We start from the raw sequence: 20,946 nt of genomic DNA on the forward strand, positions 1-20,946 counted from the left end.
TCCGGCTCTGATCACGCGAGTTCCGGGTTCAGTGCACGTGGACCGGGTCCCACTCCGGGAACGGGTCCGGGCCGGTCGCGTCGCCGAGGCAGCTGTCCAGAGCGGCGAGCAGCGCGTCGCCGGCGAGGTCGACGCCGATGAACACCAGCTCCTGCCGCGGCTCGGCCGCGACGCCCTGGGGCTCGAAGCGTGCCACCGTGCCCGCCTGGGACCACAGCCCGGTCAGCCCGGGCCGGGACGCCAGCGTGAAGAACCCCTTCGACCGCAGCACCGTCCCGAACTCGCCGGAATCCAGCCGCCGGGTCACGAAGTCCCACAGCGCCGCCGGGTCGAACGGCCGCGCGGCGCGGAACACCACGCCGGAGATCCCGTACTCCTCCGTCTCCGGGACGTGGTCGCCGTTCAGCTCGGCCACCCAGCCCGGAGCCTCCTGCGCCCGGACGGCGTCGTACCGGCCCGTCCCGAACACCCGCTCCGGCGGCACCTGCGCGAAGGCGCCCGTGACGACGTCGGCGGCCGGGTTCAGCCGCCGCAGCACCGCCACGAGCCGGTCGACGTCGGGGGCCAGGTCGGTCTTGTTCAGCAGCAGGACGTCGGCGAACTCGATCTGGTCCACCATCAGGTCGCTCACCGTCCGCTCGTCACCGGCGTACTGGTCGAGCCGGCGCTCCGCCAGGGAGTCGCCGGCCGCCAGCTCCCGGGCGAAGTTCGCCGCGTCCACCACCGTCACCATCGTGTCGAGGTGGGCGACCGCCTCCAGGAAGGTGAACGTCGCCGCCACCGGCATCGGCTCGGAGATGCCGCTCGACTCGATGAGCACGTGGTCGAAGCGGCCGCCGGAGCACAGCGCCGCGACCTCCTCCAGGAGGTCCTCCCGCAGGGTGCAGCAGATGCACCCGTTGGTCAGCTCGACCAGCCGCTCCTGCGAGCGGACCAGCGCGGCGTCGATGTTCACTTCGCTCATGTCGTTGACGATCACCGCGACCCGCAGGCCGGCCCGGTTGCCCAGGATGTGGTTGAGCAGCGTCGTCTTGCCCGCGCCGAGGAAGCCGGACAGGACGGTGACCGGGACGCTCACCGCGTGTGGAAGTGCTTCATCAGCCGGCGTGGGACCAGCTGTACCTTGCCGTCGACCGTGATCGGCACCAGGTCCGGCACGGCGGCCTTCCACTGCGACCGCCGGGACCGCGTGTTGCTGCGCGAGGTCTTCCGTTTGGGCACGGCCATCAGCGGGTGCCTCGCTTCCCGTAGCGGCGGTGGAACTTCTCGACCTGGCCGGCGCTGTCCATGATCCGCTGGGTGCCGGTCCAGAACGGGTGCGACCACGCGCTGATGTCGACCACGACCAGCGGGTAGGTGCGGCCGTCGGACCACTCGATCGTCTTGTCGGAGGTGATCGTGGAGCGGGTCAGGAACGCGTCCCCGGTGGCCGAGTCCTTGAACACCACGGGGTGGTAGCCGGGGTGGATTCCGGTCTTCATCGTTCTTCCTTTCGGTTCGCCGCGGAGTGCCGCGCCGGGTCGGGTTCGGTGTCCTCGCACGGTTCCTCGTGCCAGTCGCCGAACGGGTCGGGGTAGTGCGCCCAGGCTTCCGGTCCGGCCGCGAGCTCTTCGTCGGTCAGTAGAGCGCCGCGCAGGGCCGCGTCGATCTCGTCCGGCGTTGTCTGGTCGGTCACCACGACGAGTTCCTGAGCGCGGTCACCGTGCACCGGGTCCCAGCGCAGGGACGCCAGCGTCCGCCGCTCGGGGGAGACGTCCGTCCACTTCGGACCGTCCGGCGACGCGAGCCACGGTCCGGCGTGGCCGAGGCCCAGCCCGCCGCCGGCCGACTCGATCCAGAACGCGACGTCGGGCCGGCTGGCCACCCATGCGCGCCCGCGGGTGCGCACGACGCCGTCGAGCAGCACGTCGAGGGCGTCGTGCAGGCGCGCGGGGTGGAACGGCCGCCGCGCGGTGAAGGTCAGCAGGGCGATGCCGCAGTCGTCGTGCCACGGCGGTTCGCCGCGCAGTAGCGCGCCGTGCATGTCGGTCACCTCGCCGCGACGGGCGTTCGCCGGGACGGCGTCGAGCACGCCCGCGCCGTCGATCCGGGCCAGCTCGACCCGGGGGATCGACGGCGCCACCCGGTCGAGCACCGCGGACGCCTTCGCGGCGCTCCACGCGTCGGTGGCCGCGCCGGCCAGCACCAGGACGTCGGCGAACTCCACCTGGGCCAGCGCGACCTGGGCGACCGTCCGCTCGTCCTCGGGGCTGCCCTGCAGGTTCCGGTCGGCCAGCTCGTCGTCACCGGTCGCGTCGGCCAGCCAGGTCGCGCAGTCGACCACGGTCAGGACGGCCCGCAGGTCGACGTCCTCGCTCACCGGCCGGTCGCCGACCAGGACGTTCCGGATCGCCCAGCTCACCGGCTCCGGCTCCATCGCTTCGTCGAGCCGGAAGACGATCCGGGTCACCTCCGGGCGCCGGGCCAGCCGCCGCAGCAGCGGGAGCAGGTCCTCCCGCAGGGTGCAGGACACGCAGCCGTGGGCCAGTTCGAGCACGGTCAGCTCGTCGCGCTCGCCCAGCCGCAGCCGGCGGCGGACGACGCCGGAGTGGATCTCGCGCAGGTCGTGGTGGACGACGGCGGTGCCGGGCCCGGCCGCGCGCAGCAGCTCGGCGAGCGCGGCGTTCGGTCCGGCGACCAGACCGCTCACGAGGACGAGCGGGACGCGGGGGTGGTGGGTCACAGGTGCTCCAGGAATGCGGGCGGGGTACGGTGCGCTACAGTAACTGAAAACGAAAACCACTATCAACTCGGGAGGGCCTTTGTCCGCCGTGTGCCAGGTCACCGGCCGCAAGCCGGGCTACGGCAAGCAGGTCTCGCACTCGCACCGCCGCACGTCCCGGCGGTGGGAGCCGAACCTGCAGAACCGGCGCTACTTCGTGCCGAGCGAAGGCCGCTGGGTGCGGCTGCGCGTGTCCGCCAAGGGCATGAAGACGATCGACAAGCGCGGCATCGAGGCCGTCGTCGCCGAGCTGAAGGCGAAGGGGGTGAAGCTGTAATGGCGAAGAGCACCGACGTCCGGCCGATCATCAAGCTGCGGTCCACCGCGGGCACCGGCTACACGTACGTCACCAAGAAGAACCGCCGCAACGACCCGGACCGGATGGTCCTGCGCAAGTACGACCCGGTCGCGCGCAAGCACGTCGAGTTCAAGGAAGAGCGCTGATGGCCAAGAAGTCGAAGATCGCGAAGAACGAGCAGCGGAAGGTGATCGCCGCGCGGTACGTCGAACGCCGCCGCGCGCTGAAGGCCGTCATCGCCTCGCCCGCGTCGCCGTCGGAGGAGAAGGCGAACGCGGTCGTCGCGCTGCAGAAGCTGCCGCGCGACGCGAGCCCGACGCGGATCCGCAACCGGGACGCCGCGGACGGCCGTCCGCGGGGGTACCTGCGGAAGTTCGGGCTGTCGCGGGTGAAGATGCGCGACGCCGCGCACCGCGGTGAGCTGCCCGGCGTCGCGAAGTCGAGCTGGTGAGCCGGATGCCGAAGCCGCCCCGCGACCGCCCGGGCAAGCGCAAGGTGAACCTGTTGCACGCCAACAAGATCACCCACGTCGACTGGAAGGACGTCGACCTGCTGCGGAAGTTCGTCTCCGACCGCGGCAAGATCCGCGCCCGCCGGGTGACGGGATTGACGCCGCAGCAACAGAAACAGGTCGCCACGGCGATCAAGAACGCGCGCGAAATGGCCCTGTTGCCGTATCCGTCCGCGGGCCGCGCGAGCTAAATCGGATGCGCGAAGCCGGGTGGCGCGCGATCATGGGCGTAAGAAAGGGGGCGTCGCAGGAGGATGTCCTGACGCACAGGAGGTCCACGCTTGCACGCCCAGCTCACGGTCACGCCCGCCCGGCTGCCCGAGCTCCTGCTCACCACCGCCGTCGTGCGGCCGGTGTTCCTCTGGGGCGCGCCCGGGATCGGGAAGTCCTCGCTGGTGCGCGACTTCGCCGCGTCGCTGGGCCTGGACTGCGTTTCGCTGCTGGGCACCCAGCTCGCCCCCGAAGACCTGATCGGCGTCCCGCAGATCACCGGCGGCCGCAGCCGGTTCTGCCCGCCGGAGCAGATCGCCCGCGACGAGCCGTACTGCCTGTTCCTCGACGAGCTGAACGCCGCCGCACCCGACGTCCAGAAGGCGTTCTACTCGCTCATCCTCGACCGCCGCATCGGCTCCTACGAGCTGCCGGCGGGCTCGGTCGTGATCGGCGCCGGCAATCGCGCCACCGACCAGGCCCTGGCCCGGCCGATGGCCTCGGCCCTGGTCAACCGCCTGGTGCACGTCCACCTGCGGGCCGCGCCGGGCGACTGGCTCGCCTGGGCCGCCGGGAACGGCATCCACCCGTGGGTGATCGAGTACCTGACCCAGCGCCCGGACCACCTGTGGAGCCCGCCGCCGAAGACCGAGGAGCCGTTCTCCACGCCGCGGTCCTGGCACATGCTCTCGGACCTCCTGCACTCCGCGGGCGACCCGGCCGACGACGAGACGATCGCGCTGCTGGCGTACGCGACCCTCACCCCGGCCCACGCCGGCGCCTTCCGCGCGTACCTCAAGGTCGCCCGGCACGCCTTCGACCTCGAGGCGATCCTCAAGGGCGACGCGCGCTGGCCCGCCGAGCCGGCCGACCGCGACCTGCTCTACTTCCTCGCCGAGACGTTCCGCGCGCGGCTGGTCAAGGACCTGCCCGCGGACAAGCGGCACGCCTCGGCCGCCGTGCGCCAGTTCGCCTTCCGCGCGAAGAGCCTCCTGGTCGAGCTGGCCGAAATCTCCCTCGAGATGGCCCAGCTGGTCATCGCCGACGACGAAGCCGGGAACCCGCGGCTGCCGTCGTGGTTCCTGGTCGAGGCGGCCCGTGACCTGCCGCGGCTGGTGGCGGCGCGGGCATGAGCAACGCCCGCGCCGAGGCCCAGCGCCGCGAACGCCGGAACAAGGCGATCGCCGACGGCTGGGCGCAGGTCCGCTCGCACACCGTCCTCGAGCACCTCGGCCGGGGTGCGAGCCTGAGCACCGAGAGCACCGGCGCCGGCTGGGCCGTCGTCAGCGACCGCGGGACGATCACGCCGAACCGCGCCCGCGACGCCGAGGCGGGCGAGTGGGCGTGGGTGTTCGCGCACCTGCTGCTGCACCTCGGCCTCGGCCACCTCGACGAAGACCGGCTCGCCGAGGCGAAAGCGGTCACGCCGGGCCGCGAAGTCGACCCGGTCTACGCCGCCGCGTGCTGCGTCGCCGTCCACCGGTTCGCGGAAGCGGTGCGGGTCGGGACCGCGGTGCTGGACCTGCCCGAACTCCCGGGCACCGAGGAGGCGGCCCTGACCCGCGCCTGGCGGGAAACCGGCGTCCCGGCGCCGTTCGCCGACCTGGGCACCGGCCGGCCGTGCCTGGTGCTCGGCGAGCCGATGTCCCGCTGGCAGCGGCAGTACCACGGGAAGCCGACGCCCTGGACCGAACGGTTCGCCCGCGGGCTGATCGCGTCGGCCACCGAGGCCATGGAACGCGCCGCCGACGCGCGCGGCCGGACCCGCCACCGGCGGGCCACGGGGGAGTGGGACCGCGCGCTGTCCTGGTTCGTCTCGTCGTTCCCGCTGCTCGGCGCGGTCGCGGCCGGGTTCACCCTGGTCGCCGACACCGAGGTGGTCCGCGCGTGGGACATTTCCCTGGCCGCGGTCGACGCCGAGCACGGCGAGATCTACGTCAACCCGGCCGCCGACCTGACCGCCGAGGAGTGGCGGTTCGTGCTGGCCCACGAGATGCTGCACGCGGCGCTGCGGCACGACCGGCGGGCCCTGGGCCGCGAGCCCTACCTCTGGAACGTCGCCTGCGACTACGTCGTCAACGGCTGGCTCGTCGCGATGGGCGTGGGCGAGCTGCCCCACGGCAGCCTGCACGACCAGCAGCTCACCGGGATGTCCGCGGAATCGGTGTACGACACGCTGACCACCGACATCCGGCGGGCCCGGAAGCTGGTGACCCTGGGCTCGCGCGAGGCCGGGGACGTGCTCGGCGACTGGCTGTCCGCACCGGACGCGGTCCGGCGCCGCTCCTCCCGCCGGGACGCGCGGCCGGCGCCGTGGGACGACCGCACCCGGGGCGTCGACCTCGACGAGTTCTACCGCCGGGCGCTCACCCAGGGCCTGGAGTACCACCGCGCGCAGGGCCGCGGGCTGCTGCCGGCCGGGCTGGAGCAGGAGATCCGGGCTCTCGACCACCCGCCGCTGCCGTGGGACGCGCAGCTGGCCCGCTGGTTCGACGAGCACGTCCGGGTGGAGCTGCCGGTGCGCAGCTACGCGCGGGCGTCGCGCCGCCAGTCCTCGACGCCGGACATCCCACGCCCGGGCCGCGTCCGGCCGGACCACCTCGACCGGCGCGTCACCTTCGGCGTGGTGCTGGACACCTCGGGGTCGATGAACGCGGAGCTGCTCGGCAAGGCGCTGGGCGCGATCGCGTCGTACGCGCTGGCCCGGGACGTCCCGGCGGCGCGCGTGGTGTTCTGCGACGCCGTCGCCTACGACGCCGGCTACCTCGCGGTCGAGGACATCGCGGGCCGGGTCAAGGTCCGCGGGCGCGGCGGGACGATCCTGCAGCCCGGCGTCGACCTGCTGCAGCGGGCCGCGGACTTCCCTGCGGACGGGCCGATCCTGATCATCACCGACGCGCAGTGCGACCACGTCCGGCCGCGGCGGGAGCACGCCTACCTGGTGCCGCGGGGTGCGCGGCTGCCGTTCGCAGCCCGCGGGCCGGTCTTCCGCGTGGCATGACCCACGCTGGGCTGGCGCGCGGCTCCCGGCCCAATAAACTCCGGCGCATGGACGACCCGCACTACCTCTCCGGCCTGCAGCTGAGCGGCCGCCGCGTCGTGCTGATCGGCGGCGGTTCCGTGGCCCAGCGCCGGCTGCCCCGGCTGATCAGCGCGGGCGCCCGCGTCGAACTGGTGTCGCCGCACACGACGCCGTCGGTGCAGGGGATGGTGGACGCGGGCGAGCTCGTCTGGCACGAACGGCGTTATGAGGAAGGCGACCTCCGCGACGCCTGGTACGCGCTGGCCTGCACGGACGACCCCGACGTGAACGCCGCCGTCTGCGCCGAAGCCGAGCGGGAGCGGGTGTTCTGCGTCCGCGCCGACGAAGGCGAGTCCGGTTCGGCGGTGACTCCGGCGTCCGGACGGCACGGCGGCCTGCTGTTCGGGGTGCTCTCCGGCGGCGAGCCGCTGCGCTCGGCGGCGGTCCGCGACTCGATGCTCGACGGCCTGCACAACGGCACGATCGAAGACGGCCGCCGTCCGCACCCGGAGGGCACCCTGCCCGGCGTGGCGCTGGTCGGCGGCGGCCCGGGCGACCCGGAGCTGATCACGGTCCGCGGCCGGCGGCTGCTTTCGCGCGCGGACGTCGTCGTGGTGGACCGGTTGGCGCCCCGCGAGCTGCTCGACGAGCTCGCGCCCGAGGTCGAGATCGTCGACGCCGCGAAGATCCCCTACGGCCGCGCGGCCAGCCAGGACGTCATCAACAGCACGCTGATCGAGCGCGCCAAGGAGGGCAAGTTCGTCGTCCGCCTCAAGGGCGGCGACCCGTACCTGTTCGGCCGCGGCTTCGAAGAGGTGCTGGCCTGCGCCGAGGTGGGCGTCCCGGTCACGATGGTCCCGGGCATCACGAGCGCGTTCGCGGTCCCGGCGGTCGCGGACGTCCCGGTCACCCACCGCGGCGTCGCGCACGAAGTCGTGGTGGTCTCCGGCCACGTCGCCCCCGGCGACGACCGGTCCCTGGTGGACTGGGAGCTCCTGGCCCGTATGCGCGGCACGATCGTCCTGATGATGGGCGTCGAGCGCCTCCCGCAGTTCGCGAAGGCGTTGTTGGACGGCGGCCGCCCGGCCGACACCCCGGTCGCGATCATCGAGGACGGCACGATGCGCACCCAGCGCTCCCTCCGCTCCACTTTGGACACGGTGGTCACCGACGCGGCCGCCTCCGCAGTCCGCCCGCCCGCGGTCATCGTGATCGGCCCGGTGGCCGGCCTCGCCCCCGTGTCCTGACGCCACTTCCGCGTGACTGGGGCCGTAACTCGCGTGACTGGGGCCGTGACTCGTGTGATCGGGGCCGGAACTCGCGTGATTGAAGCCGGAACTCGCGAGTTACGCGCCCAATCACGCGAGTTACGTGCTCAATCACGCGAGATCCGGCTCTGATCACGTGAGATCGGGGGAACGCAACCGGCGGGCGGCGGCGAGGATTGCGTCGGCGACTTCGGGGAGGTGGCGGGTTGCGTCGATGATCGTGGCGCCGGGGTGGTGGTAGGCGTTGTCGGCGAGGGCCGCCGCCAGCTCCTCGGGGTGCTTGCCGAAGCTGTTCGACGTGCGGGTCAGGAGCCGGTGGCGGAGCGTGTCTTCGTCGATCACCAGGCAGATCACGAGGTCGAACAGGTCCCGCACGTCCTCGTGGTTCTCGGGGCAGCCGCAGAAGAACGCGACCCCGCCGGCCGCCCGGGCCGCCAGGGCCTCGACCTTGGCACGGCTGATCCGCCACCCGAAGCGGTCGAGCCAGCCCGCCGGCACCGGGTCGGGCGGATCGGGGACGACTTCGCCGCTCGCCCGGTCCGCCCAGTGGTGGTAGCCCTCGTTGTCCGCGTCGACCGCGAGCTCGCCTCGCTCCTTCAGGAGCGCGCAGACCGCCGATTTGCCGGCCCCCGCGTTGCCGGTCACCCACACCAGAGGCATGTCAGTTCTCGTAGCAGCTCGCGGCGAAATCCCGGATCGCGTCCGACAACCGGGTCGGGTCGAACCGCAGCTCGACCGGGCTGCGGGCCTGGACGAACTCCGCGTCCGGCATGTCGACGGCCAAGGTGTCCGCGTCGCCGAACGGGTGGATCGGGTCGCCCTGGTGACCGATCACCAGCGCGCGCGTCGAGATCTTGCGGCGCACCGACTTCGGCGGCGCGATCCGGCCGAACAGCACCCCGTGCAGCAGTGCCGCCATCGGGGCCGGACGCTGGGAGAGCGTGTCCGTGACGACGTCGACCCACTGGTTTCCGTGCGGGACCGCCGACGCCGCCAGCGCCACCGCCTGCACGGTGAACGGCAGGAACCGGGCCGCCATCAGCAGCGGTGCGAAGGTGACCAGCCCGGCGACGATCGCGTTGTCCAGCACCGGCATCTCGACGATCAGCCCGCGCGCCCGCGCGGGTGCCCGCACCGCCACCTCCAGGGAGACGTTCGCGCCCAGTGACGTCCCGCCGATGACGGCGGAGTCCACCTCGAGGTGATCGAGCAGGGCCAGGGTCTGCTCGGCGAACGACGGCATCGAGTACAGCCACGACTCGGTCGGCCGGTCGGAGTCGCCGTGGCCGAGCAGGTCGAGGGTGATTACCCGGAAGCCCGCGCGGGCCAGCCGGCGGGCGAGCGGCGCGTGCATCCGGCGGGTCAGCATGATCCCATGGGTGAGCACGACGACCTTGTCGCCGCTGCCGAACTCGGTGTACCAGAGCCGGTGGCCCTCGTGGTCGAACGAGCCGGTCAGCTCGATCGGGCGGGAGGCCCGCCGGACCGGCGCGGACGGGGGTTCGGACTCGATCGCGGTCGCGCTGGCCGGGCTCATGTCCCACCGTCCTCCCCGTGTCGGTGCCGGTTCTTCCAGGAAAGCATCCCCCGGCCGGGCCGGCACAGTGACCCGGGAGGGCAATTGACAAGGTGCCAATGGCGGGTGCCCGCGGGCATGGGTCAAGATGACCCCATGACCGCTACTGCTGACAGTCTGCCCGACCTGGTGTCCCTCAAGGTCGACGTCGCCGGCCATGTGGCCGAAGTGACGCTTCTCGGCCCGTCCAAGGGCAACGCGATGGGCCCGGACTTCTGGCGCGAGCTGCCCCTGGTCTTCCGCGCGCTGGACGCCGACCCGCAGGTCAGGGCCGTGGTGCTGACCGGCAGCGGCAAGCACTTCTCCTACGGCCTCGACCTGCCCGCGATGATGGGCGACTGGGCGCCGATGCTGGGCGGGGACAACCTGGCCGGCCCGCGGACGGCGTTCCTCGACCAGGTCCGGTCGCTGCAGGCGGCGGTCAGCTCGATCGCGGAATGCCGCAAACCGGTCGTCGCGGCCGTTTCGGGCTGGTGCATCGGCGGCGGGGTCGACGTCGTCGCGGCCGCCGACGTCCGCCTGGCCAGCGCCGACGCCAAGTTCAGCGTCCGCGAGGTGCGCGTCGCCATCGTCGCCGACCTCGGCAGCCTCCAGCGGCTCGCCTCGATCATCGGCGAGGGGCACCTGCGCGAGCTCGCCCTCACCGGCAAGGACATCGACGCCGCCCGCGCCGAGAAGATCGGCCTGGTCAACGACGTCCACCCGGACCAGGAGGCGCTGCTGACGGCCGCCCGCGAACTCGCCGGCGAGATCGCTGCGAACCCGCCGCTGGTGGTGCAGGGTACGAAGCAGGTACTGGCGGCGAACACCGAGCGCCAGGTCGCCGACGGCCTCCGGTACGTCGCGGCGTGGAACTCGGCGTTCCTGCCCAGCAAGGACCTCGGCGAGGCGGTCCAGGCCTTCCTGGAACGCCGCGCGCCGGAGTTCCGGGGCGAGTAGAAGGAGGCAGCGTGAGCGTCCACCACGCGTTCCGCGTCGCGCGGGACTACCTGCAGGCCCACCGCGAGGACTACGACACGGCGTACCGCGACTTCGCGTGGCCGGAGTTCGACGAGTTCAACTGGGCGATCGACTGGTTCGACGTCGTCGCGCACGACCCGGACAACGCCGAGCGGTACGCGTTGTGGATCGTCGAGGAGGACGGCCGCGAGAACCGCTGGACCTACCCGGAGATGTCCGGCCGGTCCAACCAGGTGGCGAACTGGCTGCGCTCGCTCGGCGTCCGCCGCGGCGACCGGCTCATCCTCATGCTGGGCAACCAGGGCGAGCTGTGGGAGACGATCCTCGCCGCGATCAAGCTCGGCGCGGTGATCATCCCGGCCTCGACGCTGCTCGGGCCGGCCGACCTGACCGACCGCGTGGAGCGCGGCGCGGCGAAGCACGTCGTCGTCCGCTCGGTCGACGCGCCGAAGTTCGCCGGCATCGAGGGCGGCTACACGCGGATCGCGGTCGGGGAGCCGGTCGAGGGCTGGCACGCGTACTCGGCCGCGTCCGCCGAGTCCCCGGAGTTCACCCCGGACGGCCCGACCAAGGCCGGCGACCCGCTGCTGCTGTACTTCACCTCCGGCACGACCGCGAAGCCGAAGCTGGTGCAGCACACGCACGTCTCCTACCCGGTGGGCCACCTGTCCACGATGTACTGGATCGGCCTGGAACCCGGCGACGTCCACCTGAACATCTCCTCGCCCGGCTGGGCGAAGCACGCGTGGAGCAACTTCTTCGCGCCCTGGAACGCCGAGGCGACGGTGTTCCTCTACAACTACAGCCGGTTCGACGCGGGCGCGCTGATGGCGCAGATGGACCGCTGCGGTGTCACCAGCTTCTGCGCGCCGCCGACGGTGTGGCGGATGCTCATCCAGGCCGACCTGACCGCGCTGAAGACGCCGCCGCGCAAGGTGGTGGGTGCCGGGGAGCCGCTGAACCCCGAGGTGATCGACCAGGTCGAGAAGGCGTGGGGCGTCACCATCCGCGACGGCTTCGGCCAGACCGAAAGCAGCGTCCAGATCGCCAACACGCCGGGCCAGGACGTCGTGCCCGGCTCGATGGGCCGCCCGCTGCCGGGGTTCGTGGTGGCGCTGGTCGACCCGGTCAGCGGCGAACGCGCCGCCGAGGGCGAGATCTGCCTGGACCTCGCGCACCGGCCGGTGGGCCTGATGACCGGTTACGCCGGTGACGACGAGCGCACGTCGACGGCCTTCGCCGGCGGTTTCTACCACACGGGGGACGTCGGTTCGATCGACGAACGCGGCTACATCACCTACGTCGGGCGCACCGACGACGTGTTCAAGGCGTCGGACTACCGGATCTCGCCGTTCGAGCTGGAGAGCGTCCTGATCGAGCACGAGGCGGTGGCCGAGGCCGCGGTCGTCCCGGCCCCCGACCCGATCCGGCTCGCGGTGCCCAAGGCGTACGTCGTGCTGGCTGCGGGCTTCGCGCCGGACGCCGGGACCGCGCGGTCGATCCTGGCGTACTGCCGCGAGCACCTGGCGCCGTACAAGCGCATCCGGCGGCTGGAGTTCGCGGAGCTGCCGAAGACGATCTCGGGCAAGATCCGCCGGGTCGAGTTGCGGGGCCGCGAGAGCGACCCGGCGCGGGGTGCGGGGACCGAGTTCCGCGAGGAGGACTTCCCGGACCTCAAGTCCTGAGGACTCAGCCGCGGGTGCCTTCGACCTGGCGGCCGTCCTCGGTCGAGCACGCCGTCACGGGGTCGTTCGCGCCGCTGCCGCACGTCCACTCGTCGAGGACGACCGGGCCCGGGCCGTCGGCGTCGTTCGCCTCGGCCGGGGTCAGCTTCGCGAAGTAGTCCGTGAGCAGCTTCGTCGCCGCGGCGCAGTCGACCTTGCCGTGCGCGACGACGGCCGTCTTCGCGCCACCCGTGCCGGTGACGTCGCCGCAGGGCACGCCGGGGGCCGTCGACCCCGCGGCGGCGGCTGCGGCGGGCACGGGCGCCTCGGAGGAGAGCGCGGCGGGCGCCGGGTCGCTGCCGCAGCCGGCCAGCACGGCGGCCGCGGCGACGAGCAGCAGGGGGTAGGCGAGTGTCTTCATGGCCCCTCGGGATCGGATCGGACTCATTCGGACGGCACGACGGCGGCGAAGACCGTCTGCTCGCCCTTGGTGCAGGTGGTGCCGCCCTGGGCGGCGGGCGGTCCGGAGGTGCACAGCCAGCCGTCCACGGTCTCGTTCACCGCGTCGTTCGAGCCGGCGCCCTGGCGGCCGGCGATCTTGCGGTGGAAGTCGCCGACCAGCTTCGTGGCGGCGACGCAGCTGACCCCGGCAGCGCCGCTGTCGAAGACGTAGAGCGTCAGCCCGCTGGCGGCGGCGACGGTCCCGCACGACCCGGGCACCGACGGAGGCGGCCCGGACGGCCTGGTCACGGCGGGCGGCGCGGACTCGCTGCCGGAGGTACCGGGCGCAGGCGGCGGGGTACCGGCCGACGTCGTCACGGAGGGTGGCGGCGTCACGGACGGAGGAGCCGGGGGAGCCTGCGCGGCGGGATCCCCGGAGCAGGCGGCGAGGACGGGCAGGGCGAGGCAGGCCGCGAGCCACGTCCTCGTGGTGGTCGGGTGGGGCACCGCGATCCTTCCTCCCGCTGTGGTCCCGTGGCGTGCCCACGGGTGTGCCGGAGATTACAACAGCGCTCCGGCACCCCGGCCCGGTGGCCGCCCAAAGGGTGTCCACAATGGACGATTAACATTCCGTTCACGCTCCGAAACCTCCCACTGCCATCAAGAATCGATCGGTCTAATCCGGGCCGGAACGGTTAACGATCCGGCCTCGCGTGCCGAAGATCTTGGTGGAGGCCGAAGAGCTTCCCCGTCCCGAATCCCCGTCCCGAACCCGTGAGAGCGATGAACGCCGACGCAGTGAGCACCGAAGACCCGTCCAGTCCGCCGACCGTCCCGAGCACCGTGGTCTGGTGCTGCGGCCGCCCGTACGTCCTCGAAGGACGAGCCGGCCGAGCCCGCTGGATGGGCACCGATTTCCGCGGCCGCCCCGAGTCGTTGAGCAGCGCTGAACTGCAGCGCCGCGGGTGGAGCCACCACCGCGCGAGCTGAGCGTGACGCCGGGCTGCGCCGATGGGGTGGCCCGGCCTTCGCTGCCGGGGTGGTCGCCGGATCTGGGTCAGTTGTGCTTCTGCCCGGTAGCTCCGCGTTGTAGCGGCCGCATCCCGGCCGAGCTGCGCCGGCGCCCGCTGGTAGGCGCGCTTCGATGTGTCGGCTCGCCGCCGCGTCGAGCGGCCCGGCCACCGCGCCGGCGAGGCCGCCTTGGTTGCCGTGGCGAGTTCGCAAGCCATCTGCCGCGTCGAGCAGGTCCCTCCGACTGAGCCGCCCGCGCGCCGGCCACGTCGGCGAGGCCGCCCCGCATGCCCGCGGCGACCTGCAACCCGGCCGCCGCCTCGCGCAGGCTTCTCCGGCCAACCCCGCAACACACCCCACCCGGCCACCGCACCACCGGGCGCCCCGCCCCGGCCCCGCTGTTTAATGGCCCCGTGAGCACAGCCGCCCCCGAACCCGCCGCTCAGGCTGCCGAACCGTCGTTGTTGCGGCAGGCCCTGAACGTCCCCAACATCCTCTCCCTGCTGCGGCTGGCCGGGGTGCCCGTCTTCCTCTGGCTGCTGCTCGGCCCCCGGGAAGACGGCTGGGCGCTCGCCCTGCTCGTCTTCAGCGCGCTGACCGACTGGCTCGACGGGAAGCTCGCCCGCTGGCTCAACCAGATGTCGCGGCTCGGGCAGCTGCTGGACCCCGCCGCCGACCGGCTCTACATCCTGGCCACCCTGGTCGCCTTCCTCGTGCGCGACATCATCCCGTGGTGGGTCGTCGTTCCGCTCGTCCTGCGGGAGGCCGTGCTCGGCGTCTGCGTCGTCACCCTCCGGCGCCGGGGCTTCGCGCCGCCCGAGGTCACCTACCTCGGGAAGGGGGCCACCTTCGTCCTCATGTACGCCTTCCCCTTCCTGCTGCTCGCGCAGGGTGGCTCGGACGTCGCCGCGGTCGCTCGGCCGATCGGGTACGCCTTCACCATCTGGGGCGCCGTCCTCTACGTCTGGTCCGGTGTCCTCTACGTCGTCCAGGCGCGCAACGCCCTGCGCGGCGATGCCGCGGAGTGAGCTTCCGCCGGGCCGTGGCGGGCGGCTGGGCCGTGTGGGTGTAAGACTTCGCCCAACACTTCCAGTGAGGGCATGAAAGGGGACCGGCGGTGTCCGCTCCTGAAGAGCTTCGCTACACCGAGGAACACGAGTGGGTCGCCACCCGCGGCGAGGACACCCTCGTGCGCGTCGGCATCACCGAGTACGCGCAGGACCAGCTCGGCGACGTCGTGTTCGTCGACCTGCCCGACGTCGGCCGGCAGGTGAGCGCGGGCGACGTCTTCGGCGAGGTCGAGTCGACCAAGAGCGTCTCCGAGCTGTTCGCGCCGGTCGACGGGGAGGTCGTCGCGGTCAACGACGCCGTCGCCGACTCGCCGGAACTCATCAACAGCGACCCCTACGGCGAGGGCTGGCTGATCGAGATCCGGCTCGACGACCCGGCGGGCCTGGAAGCCCTGCTCGAAGCCGAGGCGTACGACGCGCTGACCAAGGGCTGAAGCCCGCTCCGCCGGTTCGGGGAGCCGGGGCTCGGAGAATCGATCAGGCACGGTACGTTGGCAGCTACACGTTCTTGAGTACTGGCAACACAGCATGTGTGGAGGAGAGCTCAGGTGAGCACGAACGACGGGCCCGGCGGCGTTCCCCCGGAGCAGTCTCCGGAGCGGACCTCTGTCTTCCGGGCCGATTTCCTGGCCGAAGCCGAAGGTCGCGAGCCCGCCCCGGAAGCCCCGGTCCAGGGTGTCGACGCGCTGCCCCCGGGTTCGGCGCTGCTGGTCGTGAAGCGCGGGCCGAACGCGGGGTCGCGATTCCTGCTCGACCGCGACACCACCAGCGCCGGGCGGCACCCGGACAGCGACATCTTCCTCGACGACGTCACGGTCTCCCGCCGGCACGCCGAATTCCGGCGTGAGGGCGGCGAGTTCGTCGTCATCGACGTCGGCAGCCTCAACGGCACCTACGTCAACCGCGAGCCGGTCGACCAGGCCGTGCTCGCCGGCGGCGACGAGGTGCAGATCGGGAAGTTCCGCCTGGTCTTCCTGACCGGCCCGGGGCACGGGGGCCAGGGGGCGCAGTGACGGCGGCCGGACGGCCACAGAACCACGGACTGAGCATCGGGGCGGTCCTCGCGCAGCTGCGCGGGGACTTCCCCGATGTCACCATCTCCAAGATCCGGTTCCTCGAAGCCGAAGGCCTGGTCACGCCGGGCCGGACGCCGTCGGGCTACCGGCAGTTCGCCGCGGCGGACGTGGAGCGACTGAGGTTCGTCCTGGCCGCCCAGCGGGACCACTACCTCCCGTTGAAGGTCATCAAGGAACAGCTGGACGCGGCGGACTCGGGGGCCGGGCCCGCCGCGGCGCTGCCCCGCCCGCCGCGCCGGCTGGTCCCGATCGACGCGCCGGCGGAGAACGTCGGCCTGCCCGTGGCGGCCGACTTCACCCCGGGCAAGGAGCTGCGGCTGACCCAGGAGGAGCTCCTGGACCAGGCGGGCATCGACGCGGCCGCGCTGGCCGAGCTGCAGCAGTACGGCCTGGTCCGGCCCGGTCCCGCCGGGTTCTTCGACCCGGACGCGGTCCTGGTCGCGCGGACGGTGAAGGCGATGACCGAATTCGGCATCGAACCGAGACACCTGCGGGCCTTCCGCGCCGCGGCCGACCGCGAGGTCGGGCTGCTGGAGCAGATCGTGACGCCGGTGTACCGGCACCGCGACCCGGAGGCCAAGTCCCGGGCCGACGAGGTGGTGCGGGAGCTCGCGGCACTGTCGGTGACCCTGCACACGCTGCTCGTGAAGGCGGGAATCCGCGGCGTCGCGGGGTGTTGATCGATAACGGGGGAGTGAGATCCTCTTTGCGGTCCCATGTCAATGACTGAATGTTCGGCACCGCATGCCGTACCGTGAAGGCACGGGTTTGCGGCAGGCGAACCGAGAGAGTCCGGACAGCGAGCACAGCGCACGGATGACGGGTAGCGTCGGGAGTATGGGCGTGAAGCCGGTTCAGCGCTGCAGCCCGTGTGCACGAGAGGGAGGCGAAGCCCGATGAGCGAAATGCGCGTCGTCGGTGTGCGGGTCGAGCTGCCCGCGAATCAGCCGATCTTGTTGCTGCGGGAAACCGAGGGTGAACGGTACCTGCCGATCTGGATCGGCTCGGTCGAAGCCACCGCCATCGCCTTGGAGCAGCAGGGGGTCCGCCCCGCCCGCCCGCTCACGCATGACCTGCTGAAAGAGGTCATCGGAGCGCTCGGCCGGGAGCTCGAGCAGGTCGTCATCACCGACCTGAAGGAGGGCACGTTCTTCGCGGAGCTCGTGTTCGACGGCGACATCCGGGTGTCCGCCCGGCCGAGCGACTCGGTCGCGCTGGCCCTGCGGATCGGCGTCCCCATCCACGCCGTGGATTCGGTGCTGGAGGAAGCCGGCCTGATCATCCCGGACGAGCAGGAAGACGAAGTCGAGAAGTTCCGCGAGTTCCTCGACTCGGTTTCCCCGGAAGACTTCCGCGGAGCAGACACCTGATTCCTTGCCTTGACGTGGACGTCAACGTCTAACGTCGAGGGCATGCGGATCGGAGAACTGGCGCAGCGCACGGGTGTCACCACCCGTGCGCTGCGGTTTTACGAGGACCAGGGCCTTCTGTTGGCCCGGCGCTCGGCCAACGGCTACCGCGACTACGGCGAGGACGACCTCCAGCTGGTCCAGGAGATCCAGACCCTCCGGACGGTCGGCCTGACGCTCGAGGAGACGCGCCCGTTCGTCGAATGCCTGCGCAGCGGCCACGAGACCGGCGACTCCTGCGCGAACTCCATCGAGGTCTACCGGCGCAAGCTCGAAGAAGCCGACGCGCTTCTCGCGCGGCTCGGCGGCATCCGCGGCGAACTGGCCGCGAAACTCGCCGCCGCCCTCGACCGGCAGGCGCCCGATCCGTGTGTCGTGCCCGATTCCCCGCGCCCCTGAAGGAGCCTGCCTTGTCCGAAGTTGCGGTTGTCACCGATGCGACCTTCGCCGAAGTCCTCGGCAGCGACGTCCCCGTGCTCGTCGAGTTCTGGGCCACCTGGTGCGGCCCGTGCCGGATGGTCGGCCCGGTGCTCGCGCAGCTGGCCGCCGAGCGGGACGGCGCGCTCGCCGTCCGGAAGATCAACGCCGACGAGAACCCGGAGACCACCCGGTCCTACCAGGTCATGTCCCTGCCGACGATGATCCTCTTCCGCGGCGGCGAGCCGGTCGAGACGATCGTCGGCGCGTTCCCGAAGGCCCGCATCGAAGAGCGGCTCGACCGGGCCCTCACGGCGCCGTCGCTTTGACGAACGTGTCCGCCAGCTCGCGCCCGTACCGCTCCAGGTCCAGCGCCGGGTCGGCGGCGTAGGCCGCGGCGACGCCGTCGATGGCCTGGGCGATCGACATGGCCATCACCTCGGGCGTGAACTCGCCGAAGGCGCCTTCGGCCTGGCCCTGCTTCAGCTGGCGGGCCAGTCCGTGCACGCGCAGGTCGTCGACCAGCACCTTCGTCATCACCCAGCCGTCGGCGTCGTCGGCGTTGGCCGCCAGCTCCGTCAGCGCCCGGACGCACTCGGGGTAGGCCCGCAGGAACGCCACCGACGTCTCGATGTGCGCCCGCAGGTAGCCAGGGCGGTCGGCCGGGTCGAGGCCCCCGCCGGTGCGCTCGGTCAGGAAGCCGGCCTTCGTCTCGACGACCGTGCTGAGCACGGCCTGCATCAGGCCGGCCTTGTTCGTGAAGTGGTAGGAGATCAGCCGGGTGCTGCTGAGCCCGGCCCGCTCCTTGATCTTGGCGAAGGTCGTCCGGCGGTAGCCCAGGTCGGCGAGGACGCCGATGGTGGCGCCGATGATCTGGGCCCGGCGCGCGGCCTCGGTGACGCTAAGGCCCAGTTCGGCCATGAGGTCAGGGTTTACTTGCATGAGTAAAAAGTTACTCGGCTGAGTAAATCCGGTCAAGGGGTTTGGATCACGCCGGAGGGGGTACGGCGAACGGCGCAAAGGGTCAGCCGACCGCCTGGGCTTGCCGCGCGTCGCGTTGACCGGCACTGTCCGGGCGCTTACCGTCGAAGAAGAGAAATCGCCACGGTGTGATTCACGGTCTGGGGCCGGACCGTGGTGATTGATCTCCGGCGGGCCCCGCTCCTGGGGCCGTCCGGCTGTCATTCGCCGGCCACCAGGTCGGGCGAGGGGAGGCTTGCGTGGTCGAGGCTGGTTCCGAGAAGCAGCCTGTCGAGGTCGCGACCGGGGAGCAAGGGGAACTGTTCCCCGACAACTCGCTGCCCGACGAGCTGGTGGGGTACCGCGGTCCGGCGGCGTGCCAGATCGCCGGGATCACCTACCGCCAGCTCGACTACTGGGCCCGGACCAAGCTGGTCGCGCCCAGCATCCGCACCGCGCACGGCTCCGGCTCGCAGCGGCTCTACTCGTTCAAGGACATCCTCGTCCTCAAGGTCGTCAAGCGCCTGCTCGACACCGGCGTCTCGCTCCAGAACATCCGCGTCGCGGTCGACCACCTCCGCCTCCGCGGCGTCCGCGACCTCGCCCGGGTGACGCTGTTCTCCGACGGCACCACGGTGTACGAGTGCACCTCGCCGGAGGAGATCGTCGACCTGCTCCAGGGCGGTCAAGGCGTCTTCGGCATCGCGGTCAGCGGCGCGATGCAGGAAATCAGCGGCACCATCCACGAGTTCCCGGCCGAACGCGCCGACGGCGGCATCGTCGAGACGCACGAACCGGACGAACTCACCCAGCGCCGCAACGCCCGCAAGACCGGGTGATCACCGCTGCGGCAGACAGAGTAAGGTTCACCGTGCGGTCGACGAATCCGCGCGGGAGAGTCCGAGTCACACCTTGAGCTCGGCGCCGAAGGAGCAAGTCCTCCCCGGAACCTCTCAGGCACCCTGGACCGCGCGGACGAGACGCCTCTGGAAAGCGGGTCGTCAGGACACACCCTGATGGCCCCGCCGACGGTGCAAGCCCGGCTCAACCTGCGGGCGAAACTCTCAGGCGCCCCTCGGGGTCAGACAGAGCGGGGAGGGTTCCTCCGGGTTCGGGAGAGCTGCGCTCGCGGAAAGCGCTCGTCCCGAACCCTCCGGAGTGTTCTGTGGGGGTGCGACCCCCACACCCCGCCCGGCGGGCTCCGCCCCCGGACCCCCGCCGTGGTCACCTCCCGCTCGTCCGTCCGTTCTAGAGTCGGTCGAGTAATGCTCCGCTGTCCCCAGGAGGCCATCGTGGATCCGTCACTCGCCTCCCTCGAACAGGGCATTCCCTTCGCCGACCGGCACCTCGGGCCCGGGCCGGCCGAGTTGCGCCACATCCTCGACGTCATCGGCGTCGCCTCCCTCGACGAACTCGCCGAACGGGCCGTGCCGGAGTCGCTGCGGGAATCCGCGCAGCCGCTCGAACTGCCGCCGGCCGCCTCCGAAGCCCAAGCCCTCGCCGAACTTCGCGAGCTCGCCGCCCGGAACCGGCTCACCGCCGCGATGATCGGGCTCGGCTACCACGACACCTTCACCCCGCCCGTCATCCGCCGCAACGTCCTCGAGAACCCGGCCTGGTACACCGCCTACACGCCCTACCAGCCCGAAATTTCCCAAGGGCGGCTCGAAGCGCTGCTCAACTTCCAGACGATGGTCGCGGAGCTGACCGCCCTCCCGGTCGCCAACGCCTCCCTGCTCGACGAAGCCACCGCGGCCGCCGAGGCGATGACCCTCGTGCGCCGGGCCGGGAAGACCACGTCGAATCGGTTCGTCGTCGACGAAGACACCCTGCCGCAGACCCTCGCCGTGCTGCGGACGCGGGCCGAACCGCTGGGCATCGAACTCGTCGTCGAGGACCTCTCCCAGGGGCTGACCGGGCTCGGGCTCGGCGGCGACTTCTTCGGCGTCCTCCTGTCCTACCCCGGCGCGTCCGGCGCGGTCCGCGAACTCGACCTCACCATCGCCGAGGCCAAGAAGCACGGCGCGGCCGTGGTCGTCGCCGCCGACCCGCTCGCCCTCACCCTGCTGCGGCCCCCGGGCGAGCTCGGCGCCGACGTCGCCGTCGGCTCGACGCAGCGGTTCGGCGTGCCGCTCGGCTTCGGCGGCCCGCACGCCGCCTACCTCGCCGTGCGCAAAGGCCTGGAGCGGCAGCTGCCCGGCCGGCTGGTCGGCGTCGCGAAGGACGCCGACGGCACGCCCGCGTACCGGCTCGCCCTGCAGACGCGCGAACAGCACATCCGCCGCGAGAAGG

The 20,946-nt window shown here is 72.0% G+C and carries 28 protein-coding genes and 1 riboswitch; of the genes, 19 read left to right on the plus strand and 9 right to left on the minus strand.

Features of this window, described 5'->3' with window-relative positions:
• Positions 1-28 precede the first annotated feature (28 nt).
• The 4 genes from ACWEVN_RS33100 to mrf are packed head-to-tail and all read right to left on the minus strand — an operon-like array spanning position 29 to position 2,722.
• The gene (locus ACWEVN_RS33100) at positions 29-1,078 is read right to left on the minus strand and encodes a GTP-binding protein (protein ID WP_452053879.1); all 1,050 of its coding nucleotides are present in this window, start codon (positions 1,076-1,078) and stop codon (positions 29-31) included.
• Positions 1,075-1,227: a 50S ribosomal protein L32 gene (gene rpmF / locus ACWEVN_RS33105; protein ID WP_449681738.1), complete on the minus strand. Its 153-nt coding sequence runs from the start codon at positions 1,225-1,227 to the stop codon at positions 1,075-1,077. Before rpmF ends, ACWEVN_RS33100 begins: the two co-directional genes overlap by 4 nt.
• Positions 1,227-1,481 (minus strand): type B 50S ribosomal protein L31, encoded by a 255-nt coding sequence (locus ACWEVN_RS33110; RefSeq protein ID WP_449681737.1) that lies wholly within the window; start codon positions 1,479-1,481, stop codon positions 1,227-1,229. Before ACWEVN_RS33110 ends, rpmF begins: the two co-directional genes overlap by 1 nt.
• Positions 1,478-2,722: a ribosome hibernation factor-recruiting GTPase MRF gene (mrf, locus tag ACWEVN_RS33115; protein WP_452053880.1), complete on the minus strand. Its 1,245-nt coding sequence runs from the start codon at positions 2,720-2,722 to the stop codon at positions 1,478-1,480. Before mrf ends, ACWEVN_RS33110 begins: the two co-directional genes overlap by 4 nt.
• 79 nt (positions 2,723-2,801) lie before the next feature.
• On the opposite strand from mrf, the gene rpmB reads away from it, so the two are divergent.
• From rpmB to cobA, 7 genes are all read left to right on the plus strand, one after another.
• Positions 2,802-3,038, plus strand: a complete 237-nt coding sequence (gene rpmB / locus ACWEVN_RS33120; RefSeq protein WP_003091680.1) for a 50S ribosomal protein L28 — start codon at positions 2,802-2,804, stop codon at positions 3,036-3,038.
• Positions 3,038-3,205 carry a 50S ribosomal protein L33 gene (rpmG, locus tag ACWEVN_RS33125; protein ID WP_003091682.1) on the plus strand — a complete coding sequence of 56 codons (168 nt, stop codon included), beginning with the start codon at positions 3,038-3,040 and terminating at the stop codon, positions 3,203-3,205. The genes rpmB and rpmG overlap by 1 nt, the downstream gene beginning before the upstream one ends.
• Positions 3,205-3,510, plus strand: a complete 306-nt coding sequence (rpsN, locus tag ACWEVN_RS33130) for a 30S ribosomal protein S14 (protein WP_452053881.1) — start codon at positions 3,205-3,207, stop codon at positions 3,508-3,510. Before rpmG ends, rpsN begins: the two co-directional genes overlap by 1 nt.
• Entirely contained in the window at positions 3,507-3,761 is a 255-nt protein-coding gene (gene rpsR / locus ACWEVN_RS33135; protein ID WP_449681734.1) for a 30S ribosomal protein S18, read from the plus strand. Before rpsN ends, rpsR begins: the two co-directional genes overlap by 4 nt.
• Before the next feature lie 90 nt (positions 3,762-3,851).
• Positions 3,852-4,913, plus strand: coding sequence for an ATP-binding protein (locus ACWEVN_RS33140; protein WP_452053882.1), 1,062 nt, complete (start codon positions 3,852-3,854; stop codon positions 4,911-4,913).
• Positions 4,910-6,781 (plus strand): vWA domain-containing protein, encoded by a 1,872-nt coding sequence (locus ACWEVN_RS33145; RefSeq protein WP_452053883.1) that lies wholly within the window; start codon positions 4,910-4,912, stop codon positions 6,779-6,781. Before ACWEVN_RS33140 ends, ACWEVN_RS33145 begins: the two co-directional genes overlap by 4 nt.
• 47 nt (positions 6,782-6,828) lie before the next feature.
• Positions 6,829-8,049, plus strand: a complete 1,221-nt coding sequence (gene cobA, locus ACWEVN_RS33150) for a uroporphyrinogen-III C-methyltransferase (protein WP_452053884.1) — start codon at positions 6,829-6,831, stop codon at positions 8,047-8,049.
• Between the two features lie 153 nt (positions 8,050-8,202).
• On the opposite strand, the gene ACWEVN_RS33155 is transcribed toward cobA, so the two are convergent.
• Both ACWEVN_RS33155 and ACWEVN_RS33160 read right to left on the minus strand, forming a co-directional pair.
• Positions 8,203-8,730, minus strand: coding sequence for an AAA family ATPase (locus ACWEVN_RS33155; protein ID WP_452053885.1), 528 nt, complete (start codon positions 8,728-8,730; stop codon positions 8,203-8,205).
• A 1-nt stretch (position 8,731) separates the two neighbouring features.
• Positions 8,732-9,607: an alpha/beta fold hydrolase gene (locus ACWEVN_RS33160; RefSeq protein WP_452053886.1), complete on the minus strand. Its 876-nt coding sequence runs from the start codon at positions 9,605-9,607 to the stop codon at positions 8,732-8,734.
• A gap of 135 nt (positions 9,608-9,742) precedes the next feature.
• On the opposite strand from ACWEVN_RS33160, the gene ACWEVN_RS33165 reads away from it, so the two are divergent.
• Positions 9,743-10,585, plus strand: a complete 843-nt coding sequence (locus tag ACWEVN_RS33165) for a crotonase/enoyl-CoA hydratase family protein (protein ID WP_452053887.1) — start codon at positions 9,743-9,745, stop codon at positions 10,583-10,585.
• Between the two features lie 11 nt (positions 10,586-10,596).
• A complete protein-coding gene (locus ACWEVN_RS33170) occupies positions 10,597-12,291 on the plus strand; it encodes an AMP-binding protein (protein WP_452053888.1) in 1,695 nt (564 codons plus the stop codon).
• Between the two features lie 4 nt (positions 12,292-12,295).
• Here ACWEVN_RS33170 and ACWEVN_RS33175 read toward each other — a convergent pair whose 3' ends face one another.
• Together ACWEVN_RS33175 and ACWEVN_RS33180 are read right to left on the minus strand one after the other, a co-directional pair.
• The gene (locus ACWEVN_RS33175; protein WP_452053889.1) at positions 12,296-12,691 is read right to left on the minus strand and encodes a hypothetical protein; all 396 of its coding nucleotides are present in this window, start codon (positions 12,689-12,691) and stop codon (positions 12,296-12,298) included.
• Between the two features lie 23 nt (positions 12,692-12,714).
• The gene (locus ACWEVN_RS33180) at positions 12,715-13,218 is read right to left on the minus strand and encodes a hypothetical protein (RefSeq protein ID WP_452053890.1); all 504 of its coding nucleotides are present in this window, start codon (positions 13,216-13,218) and stop codon (positions 12,715-12,717) included.
• Between the two features lie 276 nt (positions 13,219-13,494).
• On the opposite strand from ACWEVN_RS33180, the gene ACWEVN_RS33185 reads away from it, so the two are divergent.
• The 8 genes from ACWEVN_RS33185 (at position 13,495) to trxA (ending at position 18,023) form a co-directional block, all read left to right on the plus strand.
• Positions 13,495-13,701, plus strand: a complete 207-nt coding sequence (locus ACWEVN_RS33185; RefSeq protein ID WP_310973026.1) for a hypothetical protein — start codon at positions 13,495-13,497, stop codon at positions 13,699-13,701.
• Positions 13,702-14,135: 434 nt separating this feature from the next.
• Positions 14,136-14,750 carry a CDP-alcohol phosphatidyltransferase family protein gene (locus ACWEVN_RS33190; protein ID WP_452053891.1) on the plus strand — a complete coding sequence of 205 codons (615 nt, stop codon included), beginning with the start codon at positions 14,136-14,138 and terminating at the stop codon, positions 14,748-14,750.
• Positions 14,751-14,839: 89 nt separating this feature from the next.
• Positions 14,840-15,226: a glycine cleavage system protein GcvH gene (gcvH, locus tag ACWEVN_RS33195; protein WP_013226819.1), complete on the plus strand. Its 387-nt coding sequence runs from the start codon at positions 14,840-14,842 to the stop codon at positions 15,224-15,226.
• 114 nt (positions 15,227-15,340) lie between these two features.
• A complete protein-coding gene (garA, locus tag ACWEVN_RS33200; protein ID WP_004559567.1) occupies positions 15,341-15,805 on the plus strand; it encodes a glycogen accumulation regulator GarA in 465 nt (154 codons plus the stop codon).
• Complete coding sequence (ftsR, locus tag ACWEVN_RS33205) at positions 15,802-16,548, plus strand: transcriptional regulator FtsR (protein WP_449681723.1); 747 nt, start codon at positions 15,802-15,804, stop codon at positions 16,546-16,548. The genes garA and ftsR overlap by 4 nt, the downstream gene beginning before the upstream one ends.
• 216 nt (positions 16,549-16,764) lie before the next feature.
• A complete protein-coding gene (locus ACWEVN_RS33210; RefSeq protein ID WP_004559569.1) occupies positions 16,765-17,238 on the plus strand; it encodes a bifunctional nuclease family protein in 474 nt (157 codons plus the stop codon).
• 42 nt (positions 17,239-17,280) lie between these two features.
• The gene (locus tag ACWEVN_RS33215; RefSeq protein ID WP_452053892.1) at positions 17,281-17,676 is read left to right on the plus strand and encodes a MerR family transcriptional regulator; all 396 of its coding nucleotides are present in this window, start codon (positions 17,281-17,283) and stop codon (positions 17,674-17,676) included.
• 11 nt (positions 17,677-17,687) lie between these two features.
• On the plus strand, positions 17,688-18,023 hold the full coding sequence (gene trxA / locus ACWEVN_RS33220; RefSeq protein WP_452053893.1) for a thioredoxin: 336 nt from the start codon (positions 17,688-17,690) through the stop codon (positions 18,021-18,023).
• Here the strand turns inward: trxA and ACWEVN_RS33225 are convergent.
• Positions 18,004-18,636, minus strand: coding sequence for a TetR/AcrR family transcriptional regulator (locus ACWEVN_RS33225; protein WP_452053894.1), 633 nt, complete (start codon positions 18,634-18,636; stop codon positions 18,004-18,006). The genes trxA and ACWEVN_RS33225 overlap by 20 nt on opposite strands.
• A gap of 278 nt (positions 18,637-18,914) precedes the next feature.
• On the opposite strand from ACWEVN_RS33225, the gene ACWEVN_RS33230 reads away from it, so the two are divergent.
• On the plus strand, positions 18,915-19,493 hold the full coding sequence (locus tag ACWEVN_RS33230) for a MerR family transcriptional regulator (protein ID WP_452053895.1): 579 nt from the start codon (positions 18,915-18,917) through the stop codon (positions 19,491-19,493).
• 42 nt (positions 19,494-19,535) lie between these two features.
• A riboswitch (glycine riboswitch) is annotated at positions 19,536-19,634 on the plus strand.
• Between the two features lie 312 nt (positions 19,635-19,946).
• The coding region (locus ACWEVN_RS33235; protein WP_452053896.1) for a glycine dehydrogenase at positions 19,947-20,946 on the plus strand (1,000 nt) is incomplete at its 3' end.

This window comes from Amycolatopsis sp. NPDC003861 (assembly GCF_053605405.1).

Bases quoted from the DNA above. Each gene is read 5' to 3' on its own strand.
- rpmG (WP_003091682.1), top strand. From the start codon at position 3,038: ATGGCGAAGAGCACCGACGTCCGGCCGATCATCAAGCTGCGGTCCACC.
- ACWEVN_RS33155 (WP_452053885.1), bottom strand. From the start codon at position 8,730: ATGCCTCTGGTGTGGGTGACCGGCAACGCGGGGGCCGGCAAATCGGCG.
- ACWEVN_RS33145 (WP_452053883.1), top strand. From the start codon at position 4,910: ATGAGCAACGCCCGCGCCGAGGCCCAGCGCCGCGAACGCCGGAACAAG.
- rpsN (WP_452053881.1), top strand. From the start codon at position 3,205: ATGGCCAAGAAGTCGAAGATCGCGAAGAACGAGCAGCGGAAGGTGATC.
- ACWEVN_RS33165 (WP_452053887.1), top strand. From the start codon at position 9,743: ATGACCGCTACTGCTGACAGTCTGCCCGACCTGGTGTCCCTCAAGGTC.
- cobA (WP_452053884.1), top strand. From the start codon at position 6,829: ATGGACGACCCGCACTACCTCTCCGGCCTGCAGCTGAGCGGCCGCCGC.
- ACWEVN_RS33225 (WP_452053894.1), bottom strand. From the start codon at position 18,636: ATGCAAGTAAACCCTGACCTCATGGCCGAACTGGGCCTTAGCGTCACC.
- ACWEVN_RS33185 (WP_310973026.1), top strand. From the start codon at position 13,495: ATGAACGCCGACGCAGTGAGCACCGAAGACCCGTCCAGTCCGCCGACC.
- ACWEVN_RS33210 (WP_004559569.1), top strand. From the start codon at position 16,765: ATGAGCGAAATGCGCGTCGTCGGTGTGCGGGTCGAGCTGCCCGCGAAT.
- ACWEVN_RS33175 (WP_452053889.1), bottom strand. From the start codon at position 12,691: ATGAAGACACTCGCCTACCCCCTGCTGCTCGTCGCCGCGGCCGCCGTG.
- ACWEVN_RS33110 (WP_449681737.1), bottom strand. From the start codon at position 1,481: ATGAAGACCGGAATCCACCCCGGCTACCACCCCGTGGTGTTCAAGGAC.
- ACWEVN_RS33215 (WP_452053892.1), top strand. From the start codon at position 17,281: ATGCGGATCGGAGAACTGGCGCAGCGCACGGGTGTCACCACCCGTGCG.
- ACWEVN_RS33160 (WP_452053886.1), bottom strand. From the start codon at position 9,607: ATGAGCCCGGCCAGCGCGACCGCGATCGAGTCCGAACCCCCGTCCGCG.
- rpmF (WP_449681738.1), bottom strand. From the start codon at position 1,227: ATGGCCGTGCCCAAACGGAAGACCTCGCGCAGCAACACGCGGTCCCGG.